16 protein-coding genes and 1 pseudogene are annotated in these 18,367 nt (G+C 57.8%); 9 read left to right on the top strand and 8 right to left on the bottom strand.

The window, feature by feature from the left end:
* The first annotated feature begins 111 nt into the window (after nt 1-111).
* From lepA to ACVWZG_RS03605, 5 genes are all read left to right on the top strand, one after another.
* The gene (gene lepA / locus ACVWZG_RS03625; protein ID WP_414350006.1) at nt 112-1,923 is read left to right on the top strand and encodes a translation elongation factor 4; all 1,812 of its coding nucleotides are present in this window, start codon (nt 112-114) and stop codon (nt 1,921-1,923) included.
* On the top strand, nt 1,916-2,521 hold the full coding sequence (gene yqeK / locus ACVWZG_RS03620) for a bis(5'-nucleosyl)-tetraphosphatase (symmetrical) YqeK (protein ID WP_457405003.1): 606 nt from the start codon (nt 1,916-1,918) through the stop codon (nt 2,519-2,521). The genes lepA and yqeK overlap by 8 nt, the downstream gene beginning before the upstream one ends.
* Nucleotides 2,522-2,563: 42 nt before the next feature.
* Nucleotides 2,564-2,935 carry a ribosome silencing factor gene (gene rsfS, locus ACVWZG_RS03615; protein ID WP_011431734.1) on the top strand — a complete coding sequence of 124 codons (372 nt, stop codon included), beginning with the start codon at nt 2,564-2,566 and terminating at the stop codon, nt 2,933-2,935.
* Nucleotides 2,936-3,531: 596 nt separating this feature from the next.
* Nucleotides 3,532-3,852, top strand: coding sequence for a hypothetical protein (locus ACVWZG_RS03610; RefSeq protein WP_011431733.1), 321 nt, complete (start codon nt 3,532-3,534; stop codon nt 3,850-3,852).
* Between the two features lie 57 nt (nt 3,853-3,909).
* Nucleotides 3,910-4,821, top strand: a complete 912-nt coding sequence (locus tag ACVWZG_RS03605; protein WP_457405006.1) for a histone deacetylase family protein — start codon at nt 3,910-3,912, stop codon at nt 4,819-4,821.
* On the opposite strand, the gene ACVWZG_RS03600 is transcribed toward ACVWZG_RS03605, so the two are convergent.
* The 6 genes and pseudogenes from ACVWZG_RS03600 to remA form a co-directional block, all read right to left on the bottom strand.
* A complete protein-coding gene (locus tag ACVWZG_RS03600) occupies nt 4,818-5,969 on the bottom strand; it encodes an NAD-dependent epimerase/dehydratase family protein (protein WP_414522586.1) in 1,152 nt (383 codons plus the stop codon). The two genes, ACVWZG_RS03605 and ACVWZG_RS03600, sit on opposite strands and share 4 nt — an antisense overlap.
* A 93-nt stretch (nt 5,970-6,062) precedes the next feature.
* Complete coding sequence (locus ACVWZG_RS03595; protein ID WP_414342992.1) at nt 6,063-7,001, bottom strand: fused MFS/spermidine synthase; 939 nt, start codon at nt 6,999-7,001, stop codon at nt 6,063-6,065.
* A 119-nt stretch (nt 7,002-7,120) separates the two neighbouring features.
* Nucleotides 7,121-7,579 (bottom strand): adenosylmethionine decarboxylase, encoded by a 459-nt coding sequence (gene speD, locus ACVWZG_RS03590; protein ID WP_414350000.1) that lies wholly within the window; start codon nt 7,577-7,579, stop codon nt 7,121-7,123.
* Nucleotides 7,580-7,675: 96 nt separating this feature from the next.
* Nucleotides 7,676-8,963, bottom strand: a pseudogene (locus ACVWZG_RS03585) (RNA-guided endonuclease InsQ/TnpB family protein).
* Nucleotides 8,964-9,173: 210 nt separating this feature from the next.
* Nucleotides 9,174-9,821, bottom strand: a complete 648-nt coding sequence (gene gmk / locus ACVWZG_RS03580; protein WP_457405009.1) for a guanylate kinase — start codon at nt 9,819-9,821, stop codon at nt 9,174-9,176.
* Between the two features lie 99 nt (nt 9,822-9,920).
* On the bottom strand, nt 9,921-10,190 hold the full coding sequence (gene remA, locus ACVWZG_RS03575) for an extracellular matrix/biofilm regulator RemA (protein WP_414330335.1): 270 nt from the start codon (nt 10,188-10,190) through the stop codon (nt 9,921-9,923).
* Nucleotides 10,191-10,549: 359 nt separating this feature from the next.
* Here remA and ACVWZG_RS03570 point away from each other — a divergent pair, with 359 nt between their 5' ends.
* Entirely contained in the window at nt 10,550-11,566 is a 1,017-nt protein-coding gene (locus ACVWZG_RS03570) for a phosphotransferase enzyme family protein (RefSeq protein ID WP_457405010.1), read from the top strand.
* Nucleotides 11,567-11,805: 239 nt separating this feature from the next.
* Here ACVWZG_RS03570 and trmFO read toward each other — a convergent pair whose 3' ends face one another.
* The gene (gene trmFO / locus ACVWZG_RS03565) at nt 11,806-13,185 is read right to left on the bottom strand and encodes an FADH(2)-oxidizing methylenetetrahydrofolate--tRNA-(uracil(54)-C(5))-methyltransferase TrmFO (RefSeq protein ID WP_457405013.1); all 1,380 of its coding nucleotides are present in this window, start codon (nt 13,183-13,185) and stop codon (nt 11,806-11,808) included.
* Nucleotides 13,186-13,368: 183 nt separating this feature from the next.
* Between trmFO and trpD the strand changes: the two genes are divergently transcribed.
* Nucleotides 13,369-14,400, top strand: a complete 1,032-nt coding sequence (trpD, locus tag ACVWZG_RS03560; protein ID WP_457405014.1) for an anthranilate phosphoribosyltransferase — start codon at nt 13,369-13,371, stop codon at nt 14,398-14,400.
* 51 nt (nt 14,401-14,451) lie between these two features.
* On the opposite strand, the gene ACVWZG_RS03555 is transcribed toward trpD, so the two are convergent.
* Nucleotides 14,452-15,078 carry a nitroreductase family protein gene (locus ACVWZG_RS03555; protein WP_011431721.1) on the bottom strand — a complete coding sequence of 209 codons (627 nt, stop codon included), beginning with the start codon at nt 15,076-15,078 and terminating at the stop codon, nt 14,452-14,454.
* A gap of 279 nt (nt 15,079-15,357) precedes the next feature.
* Between ACVWZG_RS03555 and dapA the strand changes: the two genes are divergently transcribed.
* Both dapA and ACVWZG_RS03545 read left to right on the top strand, forming a co-directional pair.
* A complete protein-coding gene (dapA, locus tag ACVWZG_RS03550) occupies nt 15,358-16,278 on the top strand; it encodes a 4-hydroxy-tetrahydrodipicolinate synthase (RefSeq protein WP_011431720.1) in 921 nt (306 codons plus the stop codon).
* A 219-nt stretch (nt 16,279-16,497) separates the two neighbouring features.
* On the top strand, nt 16,498-18,333 hold the full coding sequence (locus tag ACVWZG_RS03545) for a ribonuclease J (RefSeq protein WP_457405017.1): 1,836 nt from the start codon (nt 16,498-16,500) through the stop codon (nt 18,331-18,333).
* The last annotated feature ends 34 nt before the right edge of the window (nt 18,334-18,367 follow it).

Below are 18,367 nucleotides of genomic sequence, written 5' to 3'. Positions count from 1 at the left end.
CAGAAGGGCTGTGTCTTCTCCCCTTGGCAGCCAACTTCTGGGCAACCTCAGTTCAGGCAGGGGAGCAGAGAGGCTAGCATTGTAAAAAATCTTTGCCCTGATCAGGTTTTTATGACCGGCGTTCCTGTCTCCCGTATTCGCAACTTTTCCATCATCGCCCACATCGACCACGGCAAATCCACCCTCGCCGATCGCCTCCTGCAGGAAACGGGCACCGTTTCAGCTCGCGAGATGAAGCCGCAACTGCTGGACAGCATGGAACTGGAGCGGGAACGGGGCATTACCATCAAGCTGCAAGCGGCCCGCATGAACTACCGTGCCCAAGACGGCCAAGATTATGTTTTGAACCTGATCGATACGCCGGGGCATGTGGACTTCACCTACGAAGTCTCCCGCTCCCTGGCCGCCTGTGAAGGGGCGCTGCTGGTGGTGGATGCCTCTCAAGGCGTGGAGGCCCAAACCTTGGCCAATGTGTACCTGGCCCTGGAGAACAACCTGGAAATTATTCCGGTGATCAACAAAATCGACCTGCCGGGCGCCGAGCCGGAGCGGGTGATTGCGGAGATTGAGCAGGTAATCGGCCTTGATTGCAGCGGGGCAATCCTCGCCTCTGCCAAGGTGGGTATTGGCATTCAAGAGATTCTGGAGGCCATTGTGCAGCGGGTGCCGCCCCCACGGGATACGGTGGCGGAGCCCCTGCGGGCCTTGATTTTCGATAGCTACTACGACGCCTATCGCGGCGTGATCGTCTATGTGCGCATCATGGACGGGGAGGTGAAAACGGGGGACAAGATTTGCTTTATGGCCTCTGGCCGAGAATACGAGATTACCGAGCTGGGGGTGATGCGTCCCAACCAAGAGCCGGTGGATGCCCTACATGCGGGCGAGGTGGGCTACATGGCCGCCGCCATCAAGAGCGTGGAACACGCCCGGGTTGGGGATACCATCACACTGGTGAATCGCAAAGCTCCTGAGCCCCTGCCCGGCTACAAAGAAGCCAAGCCGATGGTGTTTTGTGGCCTGTTCCCCAGCAGCTCCGACCAGTACGCCGAACTCAAAGAAGCTCTAGAAAAACTCAAGCTCAACGATGCTGCCCTGTACTTTGAGCCAGAAATTTCCAGCGCCATGGGCTTCGGCTTCCGCTGTGGTTTTCTGGGCCTGCTGCACATGGAGGTGGTGCAGGAACGCCTAGAGCGGGAGTACAATCTCGATCTGGTGATCACAGCTCCGACGGTGGTGTACCAAGTTACCCTCAACAACGGCTCTGTGATTCGGGTGGACAATCCCAGCAAGCTGCCTCCCCCCAACGAGCGCACCAGCATTGAGGAGCCGATTGTCAGGGTAGAGGTGATTCTTCCTGAGGAATTTGTCGGTACCGTGATGGAGCTGTGTGAGACCAAACGCGGCACTTTTAAAGACATGAAATATCTGGCGCAGGGTCGGACTACGCTGGTGTACGAGCTGCCTCTGGCGGAAGTGGTCACCGACTTTTTCGACCAATTGAAATCACGCACCCGCGGTTATGCCAGCATGGACTACCAAATGATTGGCTATCGCGCCGATGATTTGGTGCGTTTGGACATTTTGATCAACGGCGATGTGGTGGATTCTCTATCCACAATTGTGCATCGGGACAAAGCTTTTTATGTAGGCCGTTCTCTAGTGGCCAAGTTGCGGGAGCTGATCCCGCGCCATCAATTTGAAGTGCCCATTCAGGCGGCGATTGGCTCTAAAGTGATTGCTCGTGAAACCATACCGGCCCTGCGCAAAAACGTCTTGGCCAAATGCTACGGAGGAGACGTGACCCGCAAGCGCAAGCTTTTGGAAAAACAAAAAGAGGGGAAAAAACGCATGAAGGCGGTGGGAACGGTGGATGTGCCCCAAGAAGCGTTTATGGCCGTGCTGAAGTTGCAGAATGACTAGGGCGATTGGCACTCAACTGGGGCGGGAAGAGGTGTTGGCCTGGCTACAGGAGCAGGTGTCTCCCCCTCGCCTTCGCCATATTTTGGGGGTAGAGGCGATGGCCCGACAGCTGGCGGCCCACTACGGGCTGGATGAGCAGAAAGCTGCTTGGGCAGGGCTGATGCACGACTTGGCCAAGGCTTTCCCGCCGGAGCAACTGTTGCAAAGGGTGGCTCAGGAACGGGAGCTGGATGAAATTGAGCGGGCCGAACCTCACATCCTGCACGCTGAGGTGGGATCCCTGGTGGCGCGGGAGCAGTTTCAGGTACAGGATCCGGAGATCTTGGCGGCCATTGCCAACCACACGCTAGGGCGGCCCGGCATGGATCCCCTCAGTTGTGTGGTTTTCGTGGCCGATGCCCTGGAGCCGAATCGGGGCAGCAACCCAGAATTGGAGCGGTTGCGGCAGATGGCTTTTGTAGATTTGTCTAAAACCGTAGTGGGAGTATGTGACTTGAGCCTAAAATTTTTGCTAGACCGGAATCAGGTGGTTCATCCGCGCACACTCATGACTCGGAATCATTTTTTGTTACATCCTTTAGAAAAAGCGGTGTCCTAGGTTAACTCAGTCGTTTCAGGAGGGTTTTAGTTGCTACATCTCATGCCTGCCCCCGCCGGGGATCCCATCTATTGCATGGCGCTGAGTGCAGCTCGCGCGGCAGAAGAGAAAAAAGGTGGCGATATCGTTCTGCTGGATGTATCCCAAGTCTCCACTTTGGCAGATTACTTTCTTCTGGTCAGCGGCTACTCGCTTACGCAAGTCCGCGCCATTGCCCGAGCAATTGAGGAAAAGGTTTGGGACGAGTGGAAACAAACTCCGCGCCGCATCGAAGGGCAGGAATCGGCCTCTTGGATACTGATCGACTATGCCGATCTCATTGTCCATGTGATTATGCAACAGGAAAGGGACTACTATGACCTAGAGTCTTTCTGGATCCAGGCTCAGCGAGTCGATCTGCCCATAGCAGGCTAAATCTATTTGTTTTGGATCCCTGGATTTGGCAGTTCTTCAGAGCTTGGAGCCAAGGGAAGAGTTGCTCTTTACAACTCTTTAACTGCCTTCCAGGGCCTCCTTGACAGACAGAAGTTTTAGTCAATTGTCAAGAAATATGTAAGTTTCTTAATATTCCCGCAATTTCTTACACAGTCACGTGTTAGGGTAGTGAATGACAAATAGCTGAGTAAGATCTTCCTGCCTTTTGCAGTCGAGTTTCTATAGTCTTTGTTAAACGCTCTACCTTGTTTCTCTTGAACGCTGATAATTCTTCGTTGGTACTGAATACCAGCAAAAAGATTTTCCAGCTGCTGATGGCTCCTATTGGCTGCTTTCAGCGGCAAGTGGAAAGGCAAACGAGGCGAATAGAGGAGGCAAGGATTGGCTGCACAAGAGGATCTTACGAACGAAACCGCAACTTCTTCCCGACGGCAGACTTAACTGCAACCGGCTTAAATGGTCGGCCTGTAGGCAAAATCCGGTGCCAAAAGCAGCGGAGGAAGATGGGGAAGCAGCGTTTTTTGTTTAATGTCTGTTTTTAAGAGCGACAGGGATTTTTAGGAGGGACATTCATCATGGAAAAGATGTTGGTTAATATCGTCGAGTACCTGGCATTGGGAGAACTGGAAACTATCCTCTCCACTGAGCACCCCCATCAACAGGTGTTTTATGACGCTAGGGAGCGGGAAGCGATGATGCAGCAGATCCTAAACCGGGTCCCCGCCATCTACATGTGGCTGGCTGCCGATGAGTGTCCCAGCCGCGATCAACTCAATTCCTCTGAGCTGGAATTGCTGCGGTCGGTAGTGCGGGATGTGGTCAATCAAAAACTCCAACAAGCCTCTTTTGGCCTTGACCCCTATGCGGGATCCATGTCAGAGGTCTTCTACGGATAGAGGGGGCGGGCTTAAGCTACACTGCAAAGGCGTTGCCTTAGCTTGTTGCCTCTGCCCATGTTGCCTGTTTACTATTCTGATATTTTCCTCAGCCACGATACTGGGCCATTTCACCCCGAGCGTCCGGCTCGCTTGCAGTCCATTGTTAAGGCGCTGCGTGGTGCCCCTTTTGCCAACCAGTTGGAATGGCGGGATCCCCCCTTGGCGGAGCTGGCAGAGCTGGAGCGAGTACACTCGCGTCGGCACATTCAACAGGTGGCTGAGTTGGCAGCAGCAGGTGGGGGACGCATCGATGCCGACACTGCTCTCTCGGGGAGAAGTTTTGAGGCAGCGCGCCTGGCTGTGGGAGCTTGGATTGCCGGCTCTGCTTCGGTTTTGGCCACCGCTCAGCCGGCTTTGGTGCTGTGTCGTCCGCCTGGGCATCACGCGGAGCCGGAACGGGCAATGGGATTTTGCCTCTTCAGCAACGCGGCCATTGCGGCGCTGTGGGCGCTGGATCAGCCGGGGGTAAAGCGGGTGGCGATTTTCGATTGGGATGTGCACCACGGCAACGGCACGCAGGCGGTGGTGGAGCGCTATCCCCAACTGGCTTATGCCTCTATCCACCAGTTTCCCCTCTATCCCGGCACGGGATTGGCCCAGGAAACCGGGATCCACAGCAACCTCTGCAACGTGCCTTTGCCTGCCGGCTCGGATTGGTTGGCCTACAAAAAGGCCCTCGACGAGAAGATCTTGCCGTTCTTGCAAGCGTTCCAGCCGGATTTGCTGCTGGTGAGCGCCGGCTTCGACTGTGCCAAAGGGGATCCCCTGGCCGGTATGCAGCTAGAGCCGGAAGACTTTGGCCGCATGGCCCGCCTTTGCCTGGAGCAGGTGACCCGCAAAACCCTCTTCGGCTTGGAAGGCGGCTATAACCTGGACAACCTGGCGCGCGGCTGGCTGAGCCTGGCCCAAGCTTGCCTGGAGAGTTAACCTTTCCACTTCACCTTGGGTAAAATCTGCCGCACATCCACCCGATCCTTGTACTTGAGAGCAAAGTTGAGCAGCGAATCCAAGAGGGAATCGGACAGATAGTGGGGCTGGAGGCCCAGGTCTAGGAGCTTGGTGTTTTTGGCGTTGTAGTAGTGCTCTTCCAGCTCGACGCGGGGGTTCTCCAGGTGGTTGATTTCCACCTTCAGGCCCATGGTGGCTCCCGCCTTTTGCACCAGCAACGCCAGTTGCTCAACACTAAATTGCTCTGTGAACTGGTTCATCACCCGGAATTGGCCCGGCTCAGCAGGGTGAGCAATGGCCAGCTCCACGCAGCGCACCGTGTCGCGGATATCCAGGAAACCGCGGGTCTGGCCGCCCTTGCCATACACTGTCAGCGGATGGCCCACGGCCGCTTGAATGCAGAAGCGGTTCAGAGCCGTGCCGAATACACCATCGTAGTCAAGGCGGTTGATCAGCACCTCGTCCATGCCGGTTTCTTCTGTGAGCACGCCGTATACCACCCCTTGGTTGAGGTCGGTGGCCCGCAGGCCCCAGACGCGGCAGGCGAAGTGGATGTTGTGGCTGTCGTGTACTTTGGAGAGGTGATACATGGATCCCGGCTGCTTGGGGTAGGGCAGGGTATCCTTGCGGCCATTGTGCTCGATGGTGAGGTACCCCTCCTCGATGTCGATGTTGGGGGTGCCGTACTCGCCCATGGTGCCCAGCTTCACCAGGTGGCAATCGGGAAATTCCTCCTTGATGGCGTAGAGGATGTTCAAGGTGCCCACCACGTTGTTCACCTGGGTCATCACCGCATGCTCGCGGCTGATCATCGAGTAAGGGGCAGAGCGCTGCTCGCCAAAGTGAACAATGGCCTCCGGCGGGAAGCGGCGCATGCAGGAGATCAGGGCTTCGTAGTTGGTAACGTCGCAGACAAAGATGGGAATGTCCTTGCCGGTTAGCCCCTTCCAGCAATCCACCCGTTGCTCTAGCTGGGCAATTGGGGTCAGGGTAGAAACCCCCAGTTGCAGATCCCAGAGGCGGCGGACGTAGGAATCGAGAATGGCCACCTCATAACCCCTGTTGGATAGGTATAGGGCCGTCGCCCAGCCACAGTATCCGTCACCACCAATAACCAAGACTCTCATTAGGGAAGCAAAATTCGGCTGCAGACGAATCTACCAAGTTATGGCACCAAAGACAAACTCTCCTGGGATCCCTTCGGGGTGCTGGATAGCCCCTTATTCGATGCGAGGCGGGTTGTCCAGGGTATAAACCGTGGTCTCGGCGGCAATGGCGCGGCGCAGGTGAGCTGGGACTTGGTAGAGGCCCAGAAGGGTGATGCCATCGATGAATTGCAGTGCCCCTCGCTCGGGATCCAACTGTTGGCTCAGAATCTGGTCGATCTGCTCCGGCTCTGGCCTGGAGGGGATGGGATCCTGAGCTGCCAGGGCAAAACCCAGTGGGCCACCGTAGGTGGGGGCATAGATGGCGTAGGGCTGCACGGCGGCAAACACCGTTTTCAGGGTGCGAACAATGCGGGTGTGTTGATGAAGCTCAACCGGCCCCGTCGGCCCGGCTTGGATGGTGAAAGCCCCATCTGGCTGCAACTTGGAGCGGATCTGGCGGAAAAACTCCTGGGTGAAGAGGCGGTAGGCAGGGCCGGACTCAATGGGATCGGAAAGATCGGAAAGGATCACATCCCAAATGGGGCCTGTTTCCTGGAGAAAATCCAAGGCATCGGCAATCACCACCTCCACCCGCGGATCTTCAAAGGATCCCTGGTGCATTTCCGGCAGGTGCTCTCGGCAGGCTGCCACCACCTCCCCATCGATGTCCACCATCACCACCTGCTCCACCGAGCGCCAACGCAGCACCTCCCGCAGCGTTGCCCCTTCTGCCCCCCCCAACACCAGTACCCGCCGGGGGATCCCGCCCGCTTGGACAACCTGCACCATAGCCGGATGAACCAAAGCCTCGTGGTACAGAAACTCATCCACGGTAGTGGATTGCCAATGCCCATCCAGCATCAGACCCTTGCCGAAGGCCCCCGTCTCGGCGATCAGCATCTCCTGGAAAGGGGTTTTTCGGTAGGCCAAGATGCGCGTGACGGCACGGGCGGTGTAGTCCCAAGGGGTAAAGTACTCCTGAACCCAGAAGAAACTTCTCGGGCTGCTCATAAGCACCTCGCTACAGCTTTTTCCAGCAACATAGACTGACCTCTGGGGTGAATCGGATCCCACCCAGCCTACAGATGGCCCCCATGACAGTTTGGAAAAAGCTGCGATTGGCGAAGATCTCAGCGCCTTCGTCGGGTCGCTTCACAGGTGAGCACCTCAGCCGAGTCTGGGGCCTCTTCCAGGAGTGTCGGTTGCGCGGTGCGGCGGGGCACCTTGCGCAGGGAATATCGTCGCGCTTGAAACACGTCGATCAGATATTCACAGGCCGCTTCCGGTCGGGTGTGGCGACCACAGGTGAACACATCCACCGCCGCGTAGCCCGCTTCGGGCCAGGTGTGAATGGAGATGTGGGATTCCCCCAAAAGAGCGAGGGCTGTAATCCCCTGTGGCTCAAATGAATGGCACAGCTCTCCCAAAAAGGTGGAGTTGGAGCGTCTGGCTGCCTCTCGCAAAGCCTGTTGCACCAGAGAGGCATCATCCAAAAGTTTGGCCGGGCAGTCGTAAAGCTCCAGGATACAGTGGATCCCGATCAGAGCTGGAGACCTATCCCCTAATTGGCCAGATAGTGTGTGCAGCATACTATCCCCTAATTGGCCAGATAGAACTGATTAGAACCAGAGGCTGCACAGAAAGCGCAGCTTTACCATTGTCTCACAATTGTCATACTCCCCTGCCTAAAGGCAGGGGATTCTGGTTCCTGGTTCTGCGACAGCACTTACCGTGTCAGGTTGCCCTTCCACAGCAGAGGTGCATCTCTCCCCAAGCGTTTCCCCTTTCGGGGCGGTTCCCTTATGCCCTAAGGTACCGTTGCTCCACTCTTCACCCAACAGCTCCAACCCTTTGCGCAGGATGTTGATGGCCGCGTTGACATCCCGGTCAATCACCGTTTCACACTGCGGGCAGCGGTGGGTGCGAGTGGACAGCGTCTTCTTCACCCGGTGGCCACACTGAGAACAGTCCTGACTGGTGTACTGCGGCGGCACGGCCACCACCACCTTGTTGAAGACTTTCCCGTAGTAGTCAAGCCACCCGGTGAATAAACTCCACCCGGCATCGTGAATCGACTTGGCCAAGTGGTGATTCCGCACCAAGCTGCGCACCTGCAAGTCCTCATACGCCACGATGTCGCTAGACAAAGCGCTCCGCGCCGCCGTAGGCGAGCACTACGCACCGGGCCAACTTCACAGCCCAGTCTCTACGCTGGCGTTGGACTTTGAGATGCACCTTGCCCAGTCGCTTCCTCTGCTGGTGGTAGTTCTTGGATTGGGGTTTGGCCCCTCTCCGAAACTTCCGACTTAACCTGCGTTGCTCTCGCTTTAACCTCCTTTCGGCACGACGCAAAAACTGGGGGCACTCTACCTTGTGGCCGTGGCTGTCGGTGTAGAAGTGCATCAAGCCCACATCCAGCCCCACCGCCTCGCCGGTGTAGCCCACCTTCTCCCGACGCTCCACGTCCAGGCAGAACTGGGCGTAGTAGCCATCGGCTCTCCGCACTACCCGCACCCGATTGATTTTTAGGGTGAGGATGTCCCGCCGCGCCTCGCCGTTGCAGTACAGGGCAAAGGTGCCCGCCTGGAAGCCGTCCGTGAAGGTGATGGACATTCCATCTTGGGAGAGCTTCCAGCCGGAGATTTTGTACTCCACGGAGCGGCAATGTTTCTGGAACTTGGGATAGCCCTTCCGGGCTGCCTTCTCCTTGCAGCGGCGGTAGAAGTTGGAGATGGCAAACCAGGCTCGCTCCGCACTGGCTTGCCGGGCAGAGGAGTTCAGCTTCTGGGCGAAGGGGAACTCTCTGGCCAAGTCCTTGCAGAGGGAGTACAACGTGGCCCTGTTCACCCCCTGATGATCCATCCAGTGGCGCAGGCACTTGTTGCGCACGAACTGGGCAGTCCGAATGGCCTCATCCAGGGCTTGGTACTGCTGGGCTGTGCCGTTGAGGAGCTTGGCTTCGAGGACGCGCATGAGCCTACTTTATCAAAGGTCTAGCAAGATAAAAGCCGCCCTGGTCGCGTCAGCGGGCCGTAGGCCTTAGGGCGGGGCTTCAGACCCAGTTTTTTGGTAAAGCCAAACTACCCTCCCCAGCAGCTTTTTTCTTAACCGAAAGTTAACCCTAGGCCCAATCTGGAGCCACTGCACCACCGACACCAGCGTTCCGGGAAGGGGCTGGAGAAGCTAGGGCTGCTGCTCCTTTGAAGAGGGAGAGGGGGGATAGAGCAGGGCTTCCAGCTCCTGCAGCGCTTGCTCCAGGTTGTCGTTGACAATCACGTAGTCAAATTCGTCTTGGGCATCCAATTCCTTGCGGGCCTGCTCCAGGCGGCGCTCGATGCTGGCCTCTGAGTCTTGTCCGCGCTCGCGGATGCGACGTTCCAGCTCTTCCAGAGAAGGGGGACAGAGAAAGATGCGAATGGCATCTGGGTACTGTTGCCTCACCTGACGGGCCCCCGCCAGCTCAATTTCCAGCAGCACATCCTGACCCTGATTGAGTTTTTGGAACACGATCTCGCGGGGAGTGCCGTAAAAGTTGCCCGCATACTGTGCCCATTCCAACAGCTCGTTGGCTTCAATCAAGTTGAGAAATTCCTCCCGGCTGCGAAAGTAGTAGTTGACACCTTCCTGTTCGCTGGGGCGGGGGGGGCGGGTGGTGACCGAAACCGAGAGATACAGCTCGGGGTGGCGCTGGCGCAACTGGCTGACCAACGTACCTTTGCCCACTCCACTGGGCCCTGTCAAAACCACCAAGCGACCGCGCGGGGTGGGAGCCGGAAGGGATCCCTGCTGCTGCGTACACTCAGAGGGAACTGGGGTAGGAGAGGCTGGCATAGACAGAGACCGACGCAAGACGGCTGGGCAATTGACTTGTTTGGGTTGGTTTTAGGATATCTCACTCCTGGTTCCTCAGACGGCTCACAGCGATGGCTTTCACTCGGTTTCGTCTGGCAAACCGGGCTTGGCCGTGAGGAAGCGGTTGGCAACGGTTTCGGGTTGGATGGCGGAGAGGATGACGTGCCCGGAATCGGTGATGATGACAGCGCGGGTACGACGACCATAGGTAGCATCCACCAACTGGCCCCTCTCGCGGGCATCGCTGATGATGCGTTTGATGGGAGCTGACTCGGGACTGACAATGGCGACCACACGCCCAGCGGCGACGATGTTGCCAAAGCCAATGTTGATTAGGCGGGTATCCATGGGGTGATGAGGGAACCTAACGGTTGTCCGGCCAGCAACCTTCATTAAGGTAGCAAATGGGGCTCTTTCGCGGGTTTGCCACAGCGACACCTGAGTTCTCGGCCAATTGGGCAGTGAGTTCTGGCGACAAGTCCCGTTCGGGTGAGCCGCAAAAAGGCTGTGGTTGCATAACAAGCTGCACCCTCCCAAACAACTTGCCCTGTTTATCGAGGACGGTAAAATCGTCAACATGAAGCCACTTCAATAGAACTTGAACTGTAAGCCTCAAAGGCCGCCGCTGTGGTAAGCAGTTTGAGGCAGCTCTGAAAACGAAAAGATCGACCCAGCACCCCAAGCTTGAATAGATTTCTTCCTTGCCTATGCTTGACCTGACTTGGCTGGATCCCCTTGTCCAGCACTTTCAACTGGGGGATCCAGAGCCACCCGAAGCCATCCGAGTGGGCCTCATTCACCAAACTTGGAAACTCAACACCTCTGAGGGATCCTTCATCGCCCAGCGCCTTCACCCCCGATTTGATCCTGCTGTCACCGAAGATGGTCAAGCCATCAGCCAATGGCTGAGACAACACGGCTTCCCCGTCCCCCAATTCCGCCGCGCTCGCGATGGATCCCTGCACTTGTCCTGGGCAGAAGGGCTGTGGCGGGTCATGGATTGTCTGCCGGGATCCTGTCACCCAACTCCTCCCAATTGGGGCTATCTGGAAGAGGCGGGGGCAGCCGTTGGACGCCTGCATCGACTCTTGGCCCAGATGGACTATCGTTTTCGCTTCCAGATCCCGCATTTTCACGATACGGCTCACCTTTGGCAACAGCTACGCCAGTATGAGCCGGCCCCAGAAGTGCAGGCAGAATGGCAGTTTTTAATCGAAACTGTGCCCAATCTTCTGCTGCCCTCAGGGATCCCAACTCAAATCATCCATGCCGATCTCAAGTTCAACAACTTTTTGTTCGATGAGCAGGGGCGATTTGTGGGCCTGGTGGATCTGGACACCTTTATGTATCACAATCTCTATGTTGAATTGGGGGATGCCCTGCGCTCCTGGGGCAAACGAGGAAATACCCTTCAGCCCGAGGCAATCCTGGCCGGGTTGCGGGGCTATGCCCAAACCGGGAACTTGCACGCCCTACAACCGGAACTCCTTCTCCAAGGGATCCAACTGATTACCCTGGAATTGGGGATGCGCTTTTTACAGGATTGGTTTGAAGACGCCTACTGGAATTGGGATCCCCAGCGCTACCCCAGCCGCAAAGCCCATAACCTGGCCCGCTGCCAACAGCAAATTTGCCTCTATCAAGACCTAACCCAGAGGGCACCCCAACTGTTGGAGTCCATGCGCGTCCTTTTGTCTTGTGAGCAGCGGAAAGAGGGAAGGTAGCCAACAGGTTTGCCCAGCTTTTGACAGCTCGTTTTGGGATCTGCTACCGCGGCATAGGAATGAAACATTTCTAAATATTTCTGTGGCATTGCTTCCCGACTCTCCTCCCCCAGAGGGAGAGGGGCTGGGGGCGGTCGCGAAACGCCTAGGAAGTGTCTCAATCTAGTTTCAAATGACGATAACGCTCAATCTCGACTTTGACTTGGATCGCAATGGTCGGGAACACGCTCCAAGCTCCCCTAGGCGGTTTGCACTTGGCGCACCAACCCAGTCGTTTTCAGAGCAGCCAAAGCGCGATCCCGGTAACGGCCATAGCGCTCCTGCTTGTTGCGAAGCTGGCGCCCCTCCAAATCCGGCAACAGCCCAAAATTGGCCGGCATCGGCTGAAAGTGCCTGGGATCGGCGCTGCTGATGAACTGAAACAGGGATCCCATCATTGTTTCGGGGGGCAGCGTGATCAAGGGCAACCCCAGAGCCAGGCGGGCGGCGTTCTGTCCGGCCAACCATCCCCCTGCCACCGCGCAGGCATAGCCCTCGGTGCCCACCAACTGGCCGGCGGCAAACAGCGTGGGTCGGCGACGAAATTGCAAGGTCGGCCACAGAAGCTGGGGCGAATTCAAAAATGTATTGCGGTGCATCACCCCAAAGCGGACAAACTCCGCCTGTTCCAGGCCGAGGATGAGGCGAAAGACCCGCTGCTGTTCTCCCCATTTCAAGTTGGTTTGAAAGCCCACCAAGTTCCACAGCTGCCCTGCTTTGTCCTCTTGCCGCAACTGCACCACCGCGTAAGGACGGGATCCCGTGCGCGGATCCACCAGCCCCACCGGCTTCAAGGGGCCGAAACAGAGGGTGTCTTTGCCCCGGCGCGCCATTTCTTCAATCGGCAAGCAGCCCTCGAAAAACTTGCGCTCCTCCCGTTCAAAATCCTTGAGGGGCGCCTGCTCTGCCTCCACCAGCGCCCGCCAAAACCGTTCGTACTCCGCTTCCGTCATGGGGCAGTTGAGATAGGCTGCTTCCCCCTTGTCGTAGCGGGAAGCCTGAAACACCACCGCTCGGTTCAACGAATCCCCGGTAACAATGGGGCTAGAAGCATCGAAAAAGCTCAGGTACTCCAGGCCCGTAAAGGCTTGCAGTGCCTTGGCCAGGGGATCGCTGGTCAGAGGGCCGGTACAGAGGACGGCAATGCCCTCCGGGATCTCCGTCACCTCCTCCCGACGCAGGGTGATGCGGGGATGGTTTTGAATGGCTTCCGTGAGAGCCTGGCTGAAGCGGGCCCGATCCACTGCCAATGCCCCTCCTGCCGGCACTGCATGGCAATCCGCCGTCGCGATCACCAGGGATCCCAGTTGTCGCAGTTCTTCCTTGAGCAGCCCTGCCGCCCGATCGCTGGCCGCAGCCCCAAAGGAGTTGCTGCACACCAGCTCCCCCAACTGATCGGTGTGATGGGCCGGGCTCTGGCGCACGGGGCGCATCTCCGAAAGAATGACAGGCACTCCTAACTGGGCAATTTGCCAAGCAGCTTCTGTCCCCGCCAACCCCCCGCCCACAACATGGATGGGGGCGAAGGCTCCCGCTCGTGCAAGCGGGCTGCAAGCCCTTGGGTTAGTTGGAGGGTTCATCACAACCTCCGGGAGGGAAGAGAAGAATGGAGCGCACCCTGCTAGGGCCGGAAACGGCCCAGGTCAGACCCACTATACCAACCATTAGCATGGCCCGACCTGCACGAGGCAAGTGACCCAGAGGCGGGATACGCTACTAGATACGCTACTATGAGTACCCGCTGACACCCAGGATCCCGACCCATGACGGAAACGGCTGACCTTTGGCCACAGCTTTTGGGGCAGTTGCTGGATCGGCAATCTCTCAGCGAAGCCCAAGCTGAACAGTTAATGAACGGTTGGCTCCAGAACCAAGTGCCAGATGTGGTGTCGGGGGCGATTCTGGCGGCCCTGCAAGCCAAGGGTGTGAGCGCTGGTGAACTGGCCGGCATGGCACGAGTGCTACAGCGGGCTTCGCTGGGATCCCCGCTGGACTTGCCTCTCCTGGTGGATACCTGTGGCACCGGCGGCGATGGGGCCGGCACTTTTAACATTTCCACGGCGGTGGCCTTTGTGGTCAGTGCAGCCGGGATCCCGGTGGTTAAACATGGCAACCGTTCCGCCTCTGGCAAGGTCGGCTCGGCGGATGTGCTGGAGGCCCTGGGGGTGAACTTGGGGGCTGAGCCAGAGCGGGTGCGGGCGGCTGTGGCGGAAGTGGGCATCACCTTTTTGTTTGCTCCCCAGTGGCACCCGGCCATGCGGGCGGTGATCCCCTATCGGCGGGCCCTCAAGGTTCGCACCATTTTCAACCTGTTGGGGCCCTTGGTCAACCCCCTCTATCCCAACCGCCAGGTGATCGGGGTTTACGCCCAGGAGCTGGTGCCGGTAATGGCAGAGGCCCTGCGCCTGTTGGGACGGGAAGGGGCCATTGTGTTGCACAGCCGCGAAGGTCTCGACGAGGCCGGTCTGGAGCAACCCACCGATCTGGGCATCCTGTCCGGTGGGCTGGTACGGACGGAAGTCTTGAACCCTGCAGATTACGAGCTGACCCTGGCACCCACCCAAGCTCTCAAGGGGGGGGATGTGGCGGAAAATGCCGCCATCCTCACCCAAGTTCTCCAGGGATCCGGGACGCCTGCCCAGCAGGATGTGGTGGCCTTGAATGCTGCTTTGGCCCTGCAGGTGGCCGGAGTGGCCCCCGATTGGAGAGCCGGGATCGCCCAAGCTCGCGAGATTCTCGCCAGGGGTGCCGCTTGGGATCGCTTGCAACAGCTGGTTCATTTTCTCAAGGCTTGATGCCGGTAGGAGCCCAGGAGAGGGCGACAGGGATCCCACCTGAGTCTGGGGCTAAAACTCCCGCCCTCGCCCAAAGGCCAGAACTTCATCCACCCCCAAGCGAGGCTTGCGCGGCAGGTTACCCGCTGCCGCATATCCAACCGCCAGCAGCATCACCGGCACGTAGCGGTCGGCAATGCCGAACTCCCGCTTTACCCCTTCCGGATCAAAGCCGATCATCGGCCCGCTCACCAAACCCTTGGCCTGAGCCGCGATCATCAGCGCCATGGCAGCCATCGCCCCAGAGCGAATCGCTTCATCCCGCGCCAAGGTGGGATTGTGGAGATAGGTTGCCTGGGCCATGTTCACCCAGCCTTCCGCTTTTTCGGGGGGGAGGATCCCGGCAGCAACGCTTCTTTGCACAATTTCAGGCAGTTTCTCATACCCCCGCAGATCCCCCAGGATGATAAACACCACCGATGCATCCGCCACCTTCTGTTGGTTGTAGGCCAGAGATTTGAGGCGCTCTTTGTCTTCCGGGTCGGTGACCGCAACAAACCGCCAGTGCTGAATGTTGAAGGAAGAAGGAGCTTCCGTAGCATAAGCCACCAGCTCTCGGATCTCCGCTTCCGATAAACGGCGGCTGGGATCCAATTTGTCGGCGGAAATGCGCTCTTTCAGGGCAGTTAGGGCGTCCATAGGGATCCTCAAGTGTCGGTAGAAAGGCTGCTCCCCCCAAAGGTAGGGGCAGGATTGGCAAATGGCTATACATTCCGTGTTCAAACGGTCTGTCTTCTTTGTTATCTCCCTTTTATCCAGCCTGTGGCAACCGGGTGAGGCACAAACTGGGCCTTGGCAGGGCAGGCAAGCGGGATCCCTAACGCAAAGGCAGGTATGATGGAAAAACAAACTGGTCTCATCTGGGTGGGTCGCCCGGTTAATCGTCGGATTGGTGTGGTTGATGGGGAGAAGCAATCGGTGAACTTCGGTCGAGTGCTGACGGCCATGGTTACCCCCTTTACTGATGAGGGGGAGCTTAACTACGATGAGGCCGCTCGTTTGGCCGATTACTTGGCAACCCACGGCAGTGACGGCTTGGTGGTCTGTGGCACCACAGGCGAATCTCCCACCCTAACCTGGCAAGAGGAGTATGAGCTGTTCCGCGTGGTGCGAGATGCCGTAGCCGGTCGGGCTAAGGTGATCGCCGGGACGGGATCCAACTCCACCCGTGAGGCCATTGAAGCCACAAAAAAGGCCGCTCAACTCGGTTTGGATGGCTCTCTGCAGGTGGTGCCCTACTACAACAAGCCTACCCAGGCCGGCCTTTATGAGCACTTCAAGGCCATCGCCCAAGCCAGTGACCTGCCCATCTTGCTCTACAACATTCCCAGTCGGACAGGGGCCAGTTTACAGCCGGAGACTGTAGCCCAATTAGCAGAATTGGAAACGGTTGTCGCCATCAAAGAAGCCAGTGGTATGATGGATGTAGCTTCGGAAATTCGGCGACTCACTCCCTCGCGTTTCGCCATCTATTCAGGGGATGACTCTCTGACGTTGCCGCTCCTATCTTTGGGGGGGAGCGGGGTGGTCAGTGTAGCCAGCCACCTGGTTGGGTTGCAGTTGCAGGAGCTGATCCAGAGCTACATCAGGGGGCAACACGATCAAGCTTTGGCCCACCACCTGCGCCTGTTTCCGTTGTTCAAGGTTTTATTCATCGAGACCAACCCAGTTCCGATTAAGGCCGCATTGGAGATGCAGGGTTGGCGAGTGGGTCGGGCGCGCCTTCCCCTAGCGCCTCTACAGCCCAGTTCTCTGCAGGTTTTGCGACAGGTGCTTGAAGAGATGGGCCTACTGGCTGAATCGAAGGGATCCGAACAAATGGCGACGAAAGTTTCATGATTGCATTTTTAGGCTTTGCTTCTGCCATGACCACGGTTTTCAGGGGTTTGCAAGGGGCTCTTTTGTGGCGTTTGACCTGTGGGTAGGTAGCTTTTTCCCTGAAAAGCTCTTCCCCGGCCTGGGAAATGGATGAGTTGCGGCTTTCGCCCACAACTTTGTCGGGGATAGCTTGTGCCCATTTCTGTTTTTGTTTTTTTACTGTTGAGGATCTAAACCCATATGCCAACACCACGTTCTTCAGTTGCTTCTCGTTCTGTGATCCCACAATCCACCTCTTCCGTTCAGATGATTCCGCTGGGCGGCGAACGGGAGATCGGCAAAAACACATGGGCCTTCCGCTACGAGGATGACATCATCCTCTTGGATGCCGGTTTGGCTTTTCCCGATGAGAGCATGCACGGCATTAACATCGTGCTGCCGGACATGACCTACATCAAGCAAAACCGCGACAAAGTGCGGGGGATGGTGGTTACCCACGGCCACGAAGATCACATCGGTGGCATCCCGTATCACCTGCGGGAATTTGATATTCCGGTCATCTACGGCCCCAGATTGGCGCTGGCGCTGCTGGAAGAGAAACTGCGGGAAGTGGGCCTGCTCAACCGCACAGAGCTGCGTCCTGTTGGCCCCCGTGAAATCGTTCCCTTGAGTAAGCACTTTTTTGCCGAATTCATTCGCAACACCCACTCTTTTGCCGATAGCTTTACGGTGGCTCTGCACACGCCTGTGGGCGTCATTATTCAGACCGGCGACTTTAAGATCGACCATACCCCCGTGGATGGGGAGTACTTCGACCTGCAGCGGTTGGCCGAACATGGAGAAAAGGGAGTGCTCTGCCTGATCAGCGACTCCACCAACGCTGAAGTGCCGGGGTTCACCCCCTCTGAAGCCTCAGTGGTGCCCGGTCTCACCAAGGCCATTGCGGGAGCCAAGGGACGGGTGATCATCACTACCTTTGCTTCTTCGGTACATCGTCTCAACTTGGTGCTGCAGATCGCCGAACAGCAGGGTCGGGTGGTGTCTCTGCTGGGCCGCTCCATGCTAAACGTGGTGGCTCATGCGCGGCGCTTGGGCTACATCCGCTGCAAGGACGAGACGCTGCAGCCGATGCATGTGATCAACAGCCTGCCGGATGACCGGGTGATCATCCTCACCACCGGATCCCAGGGAGAACCGCTGGCTGCTCTTACCCGCATCGCCAACGGTGAGCACCCGCAGTTGCAAATCAAGCCAGGAGACACGGTGGTGTGGTCGGCCAACCCGATCCCTGGCAACACCATCGCAGTCTCGCGGGTCATTGACAAGCTGATGGAGCTGGGAGCCAATGTCATTTACGGCAAAGACAAGGGCCTGCACGTTTCCGGCCACGGCTGCCAGGAAGACCAGAAGCTGATGATTGCCCTCACCCGCCCCAAGTTCTTTGTCCCCACCCACGGGGAATACCGCATGCTGGTCAAGCACGCCGAAACCGCCATGAGCATGGGGATCCCGCGGGAAAACATTGTGATCATCGACAATGGCGATGTGGTGGAGGTGAACCGGGAGCGCATTGCCATCACAGGCCGCGTCCCCTCTGGCCTACAGATGATCGCCGCTTCCCACGATGGAGTGGTGATGGATGAGATGATGCAGGAGCGGCAGCAGATCGCCAAAGACGGTATGGTGACGGTGGTGATCAGCCTGGACGGCAGCGGCCAGTTGCTCTGCACCCCGCAGGTGCAAACCTTTGGCTTGGCGGGGGAAGGGAACCAACTCAAGGGATCCGACCTGAAACCCCTTCTGGAGAACACCCTTCGGCAAGCGTGGCCCCAATTTGCTCGTTCGCTGGAGCGGGGCAGCCTGGACATCGACTGGGCCGGCCTTAAGGGCGAAGTGGAGCGGGTGGTGCGCCGTTTCTTGCGAGAACAATTGCCCGGCAAGCCCACGGTGGCGGTTTTTGTGCAATCCCCTGAAGAGGAGTCTGTGTCTTCCCTGAGTGTGGAAACCCAACCGGAGCCGGTAGCGGGTGCTCTGGGCCGGCGGCGGCGTTCCTCGGCAGCGGTAGCTGCTTCCTAAAACTGGCCCGTTCTCCGTGGCTGGATCGTCTAAG

It is taken from the genome of Thermostichus sp. OS-CIW-33 (assembly GCF_054059615.1).
The sequence above is the reverse complement of the archived record's forward strand: the minus strand, read 5'-3'. Positions and strand labels throughout refer to the sequence as shown.

Bases quoted from the DNA above. Each gene is read 5' to 3' on its own strand.
- lepA (WP_414350006.1), top strand. From the start codon at position 112: ATGACCGGCGTTCCTGTCTCCCGTATTCGCAACTTTTCCATCATCGCC.
- yqeK (WP_457405003.1), top strand. From the start codon at position 1,916: ATGACTAGGGCGATTGGCACTCAACTGGGGCGGGAAGAGGTGTTGGCC.
- rsfS (WP_011431734.1), top strand. From the start codon at position 2,564: ATGCCTGCCCCCGCCGGGGATCCCATCTATTGCATGGCGCTGAGTGCA.
- ACVWZG_RS03610 (WP_011431733.1), top strand. From the start codon at position 3,532: ATGGAAAAGATGTTGGTTAATATCGTCGAGTACCTGGCATTGGGAGAA.
- ACVWZG_RS03605 (WP_457405006.1), top strand. From the start codon at position 3,910: ATGTTGCCTGTTTACTATTCTGATATTTTCCTCAGCCACGATACTGGG.
- ACVWZG_RS03600 (WP_414522586.1), bottom strand. From the start codon at position 5,969: ATGAGAGTCTTGGTTATTGGTGGTGACGGATACTGTGGCTGGGCGACG.
- ACVWZG_RS03595 (WP_414342992.1), bottom strand. From the start codon at position 7,001: ATGAGCAGCCCGAGAAGTTTCTTCTGGGTTCAGGAGTACTTTACCCCT.
- speD (WP_414350000.1), bottom strand. From the start codon at position 7,579: ATGCTGCACACACTATCTGGCCAATTAGGGGATAGGTCTCCAGCTCTG.
- gmk (WP_457405009.1), bottom strand. From the start codon at position 9,821: ATGCCAGCCTCTCCTACCCCAGTTCCCTCTGAGTGTACGCAGCAGCAG.
- remA (WP_414330335.1), bottom strand. From the start codon at position 10,190: ATGGATACCCGCCTAATCAACATTGGCTTTGGCAACATCGTCGCCGCT.
- ACVWZG_RS03570 (WP_457405010.1), top strand. From the start codon at position 10,550: ATGCTTGACCTGACTTGGCTGGATCCCCTTGTCCAGCACTTTCAACTG.
- trmFO (WP_457405013.1), bottom strand. From the start codon at position 13,185: ATGAACCCTCCAACTAACCCAAGGGCTTGCAGCCCGCTTGCACGAGCG.
- trpD (WP_457405014.1), top strand. From the start codon at position 13,369: ATGACGGAAACGGCTGACCTTTGGCCACAGCTTTTGGGGCAGTTGCTG.
- ACVWZG_RS03555 (WP_011431721.1), bottom strand. From the start codon at position 15,078: ATGGACGCCCTAACTGCCCTGAAAGAGCGCATTTCCGCCGACAAATTG.
- ACVWZG_RS03545 (WP_457405017.1), top strand. From the start codon at position 16,498: ATGCCAACACCACGTTCTTCAGTTGCTTCTCGTTCTGTGATCCCACAA.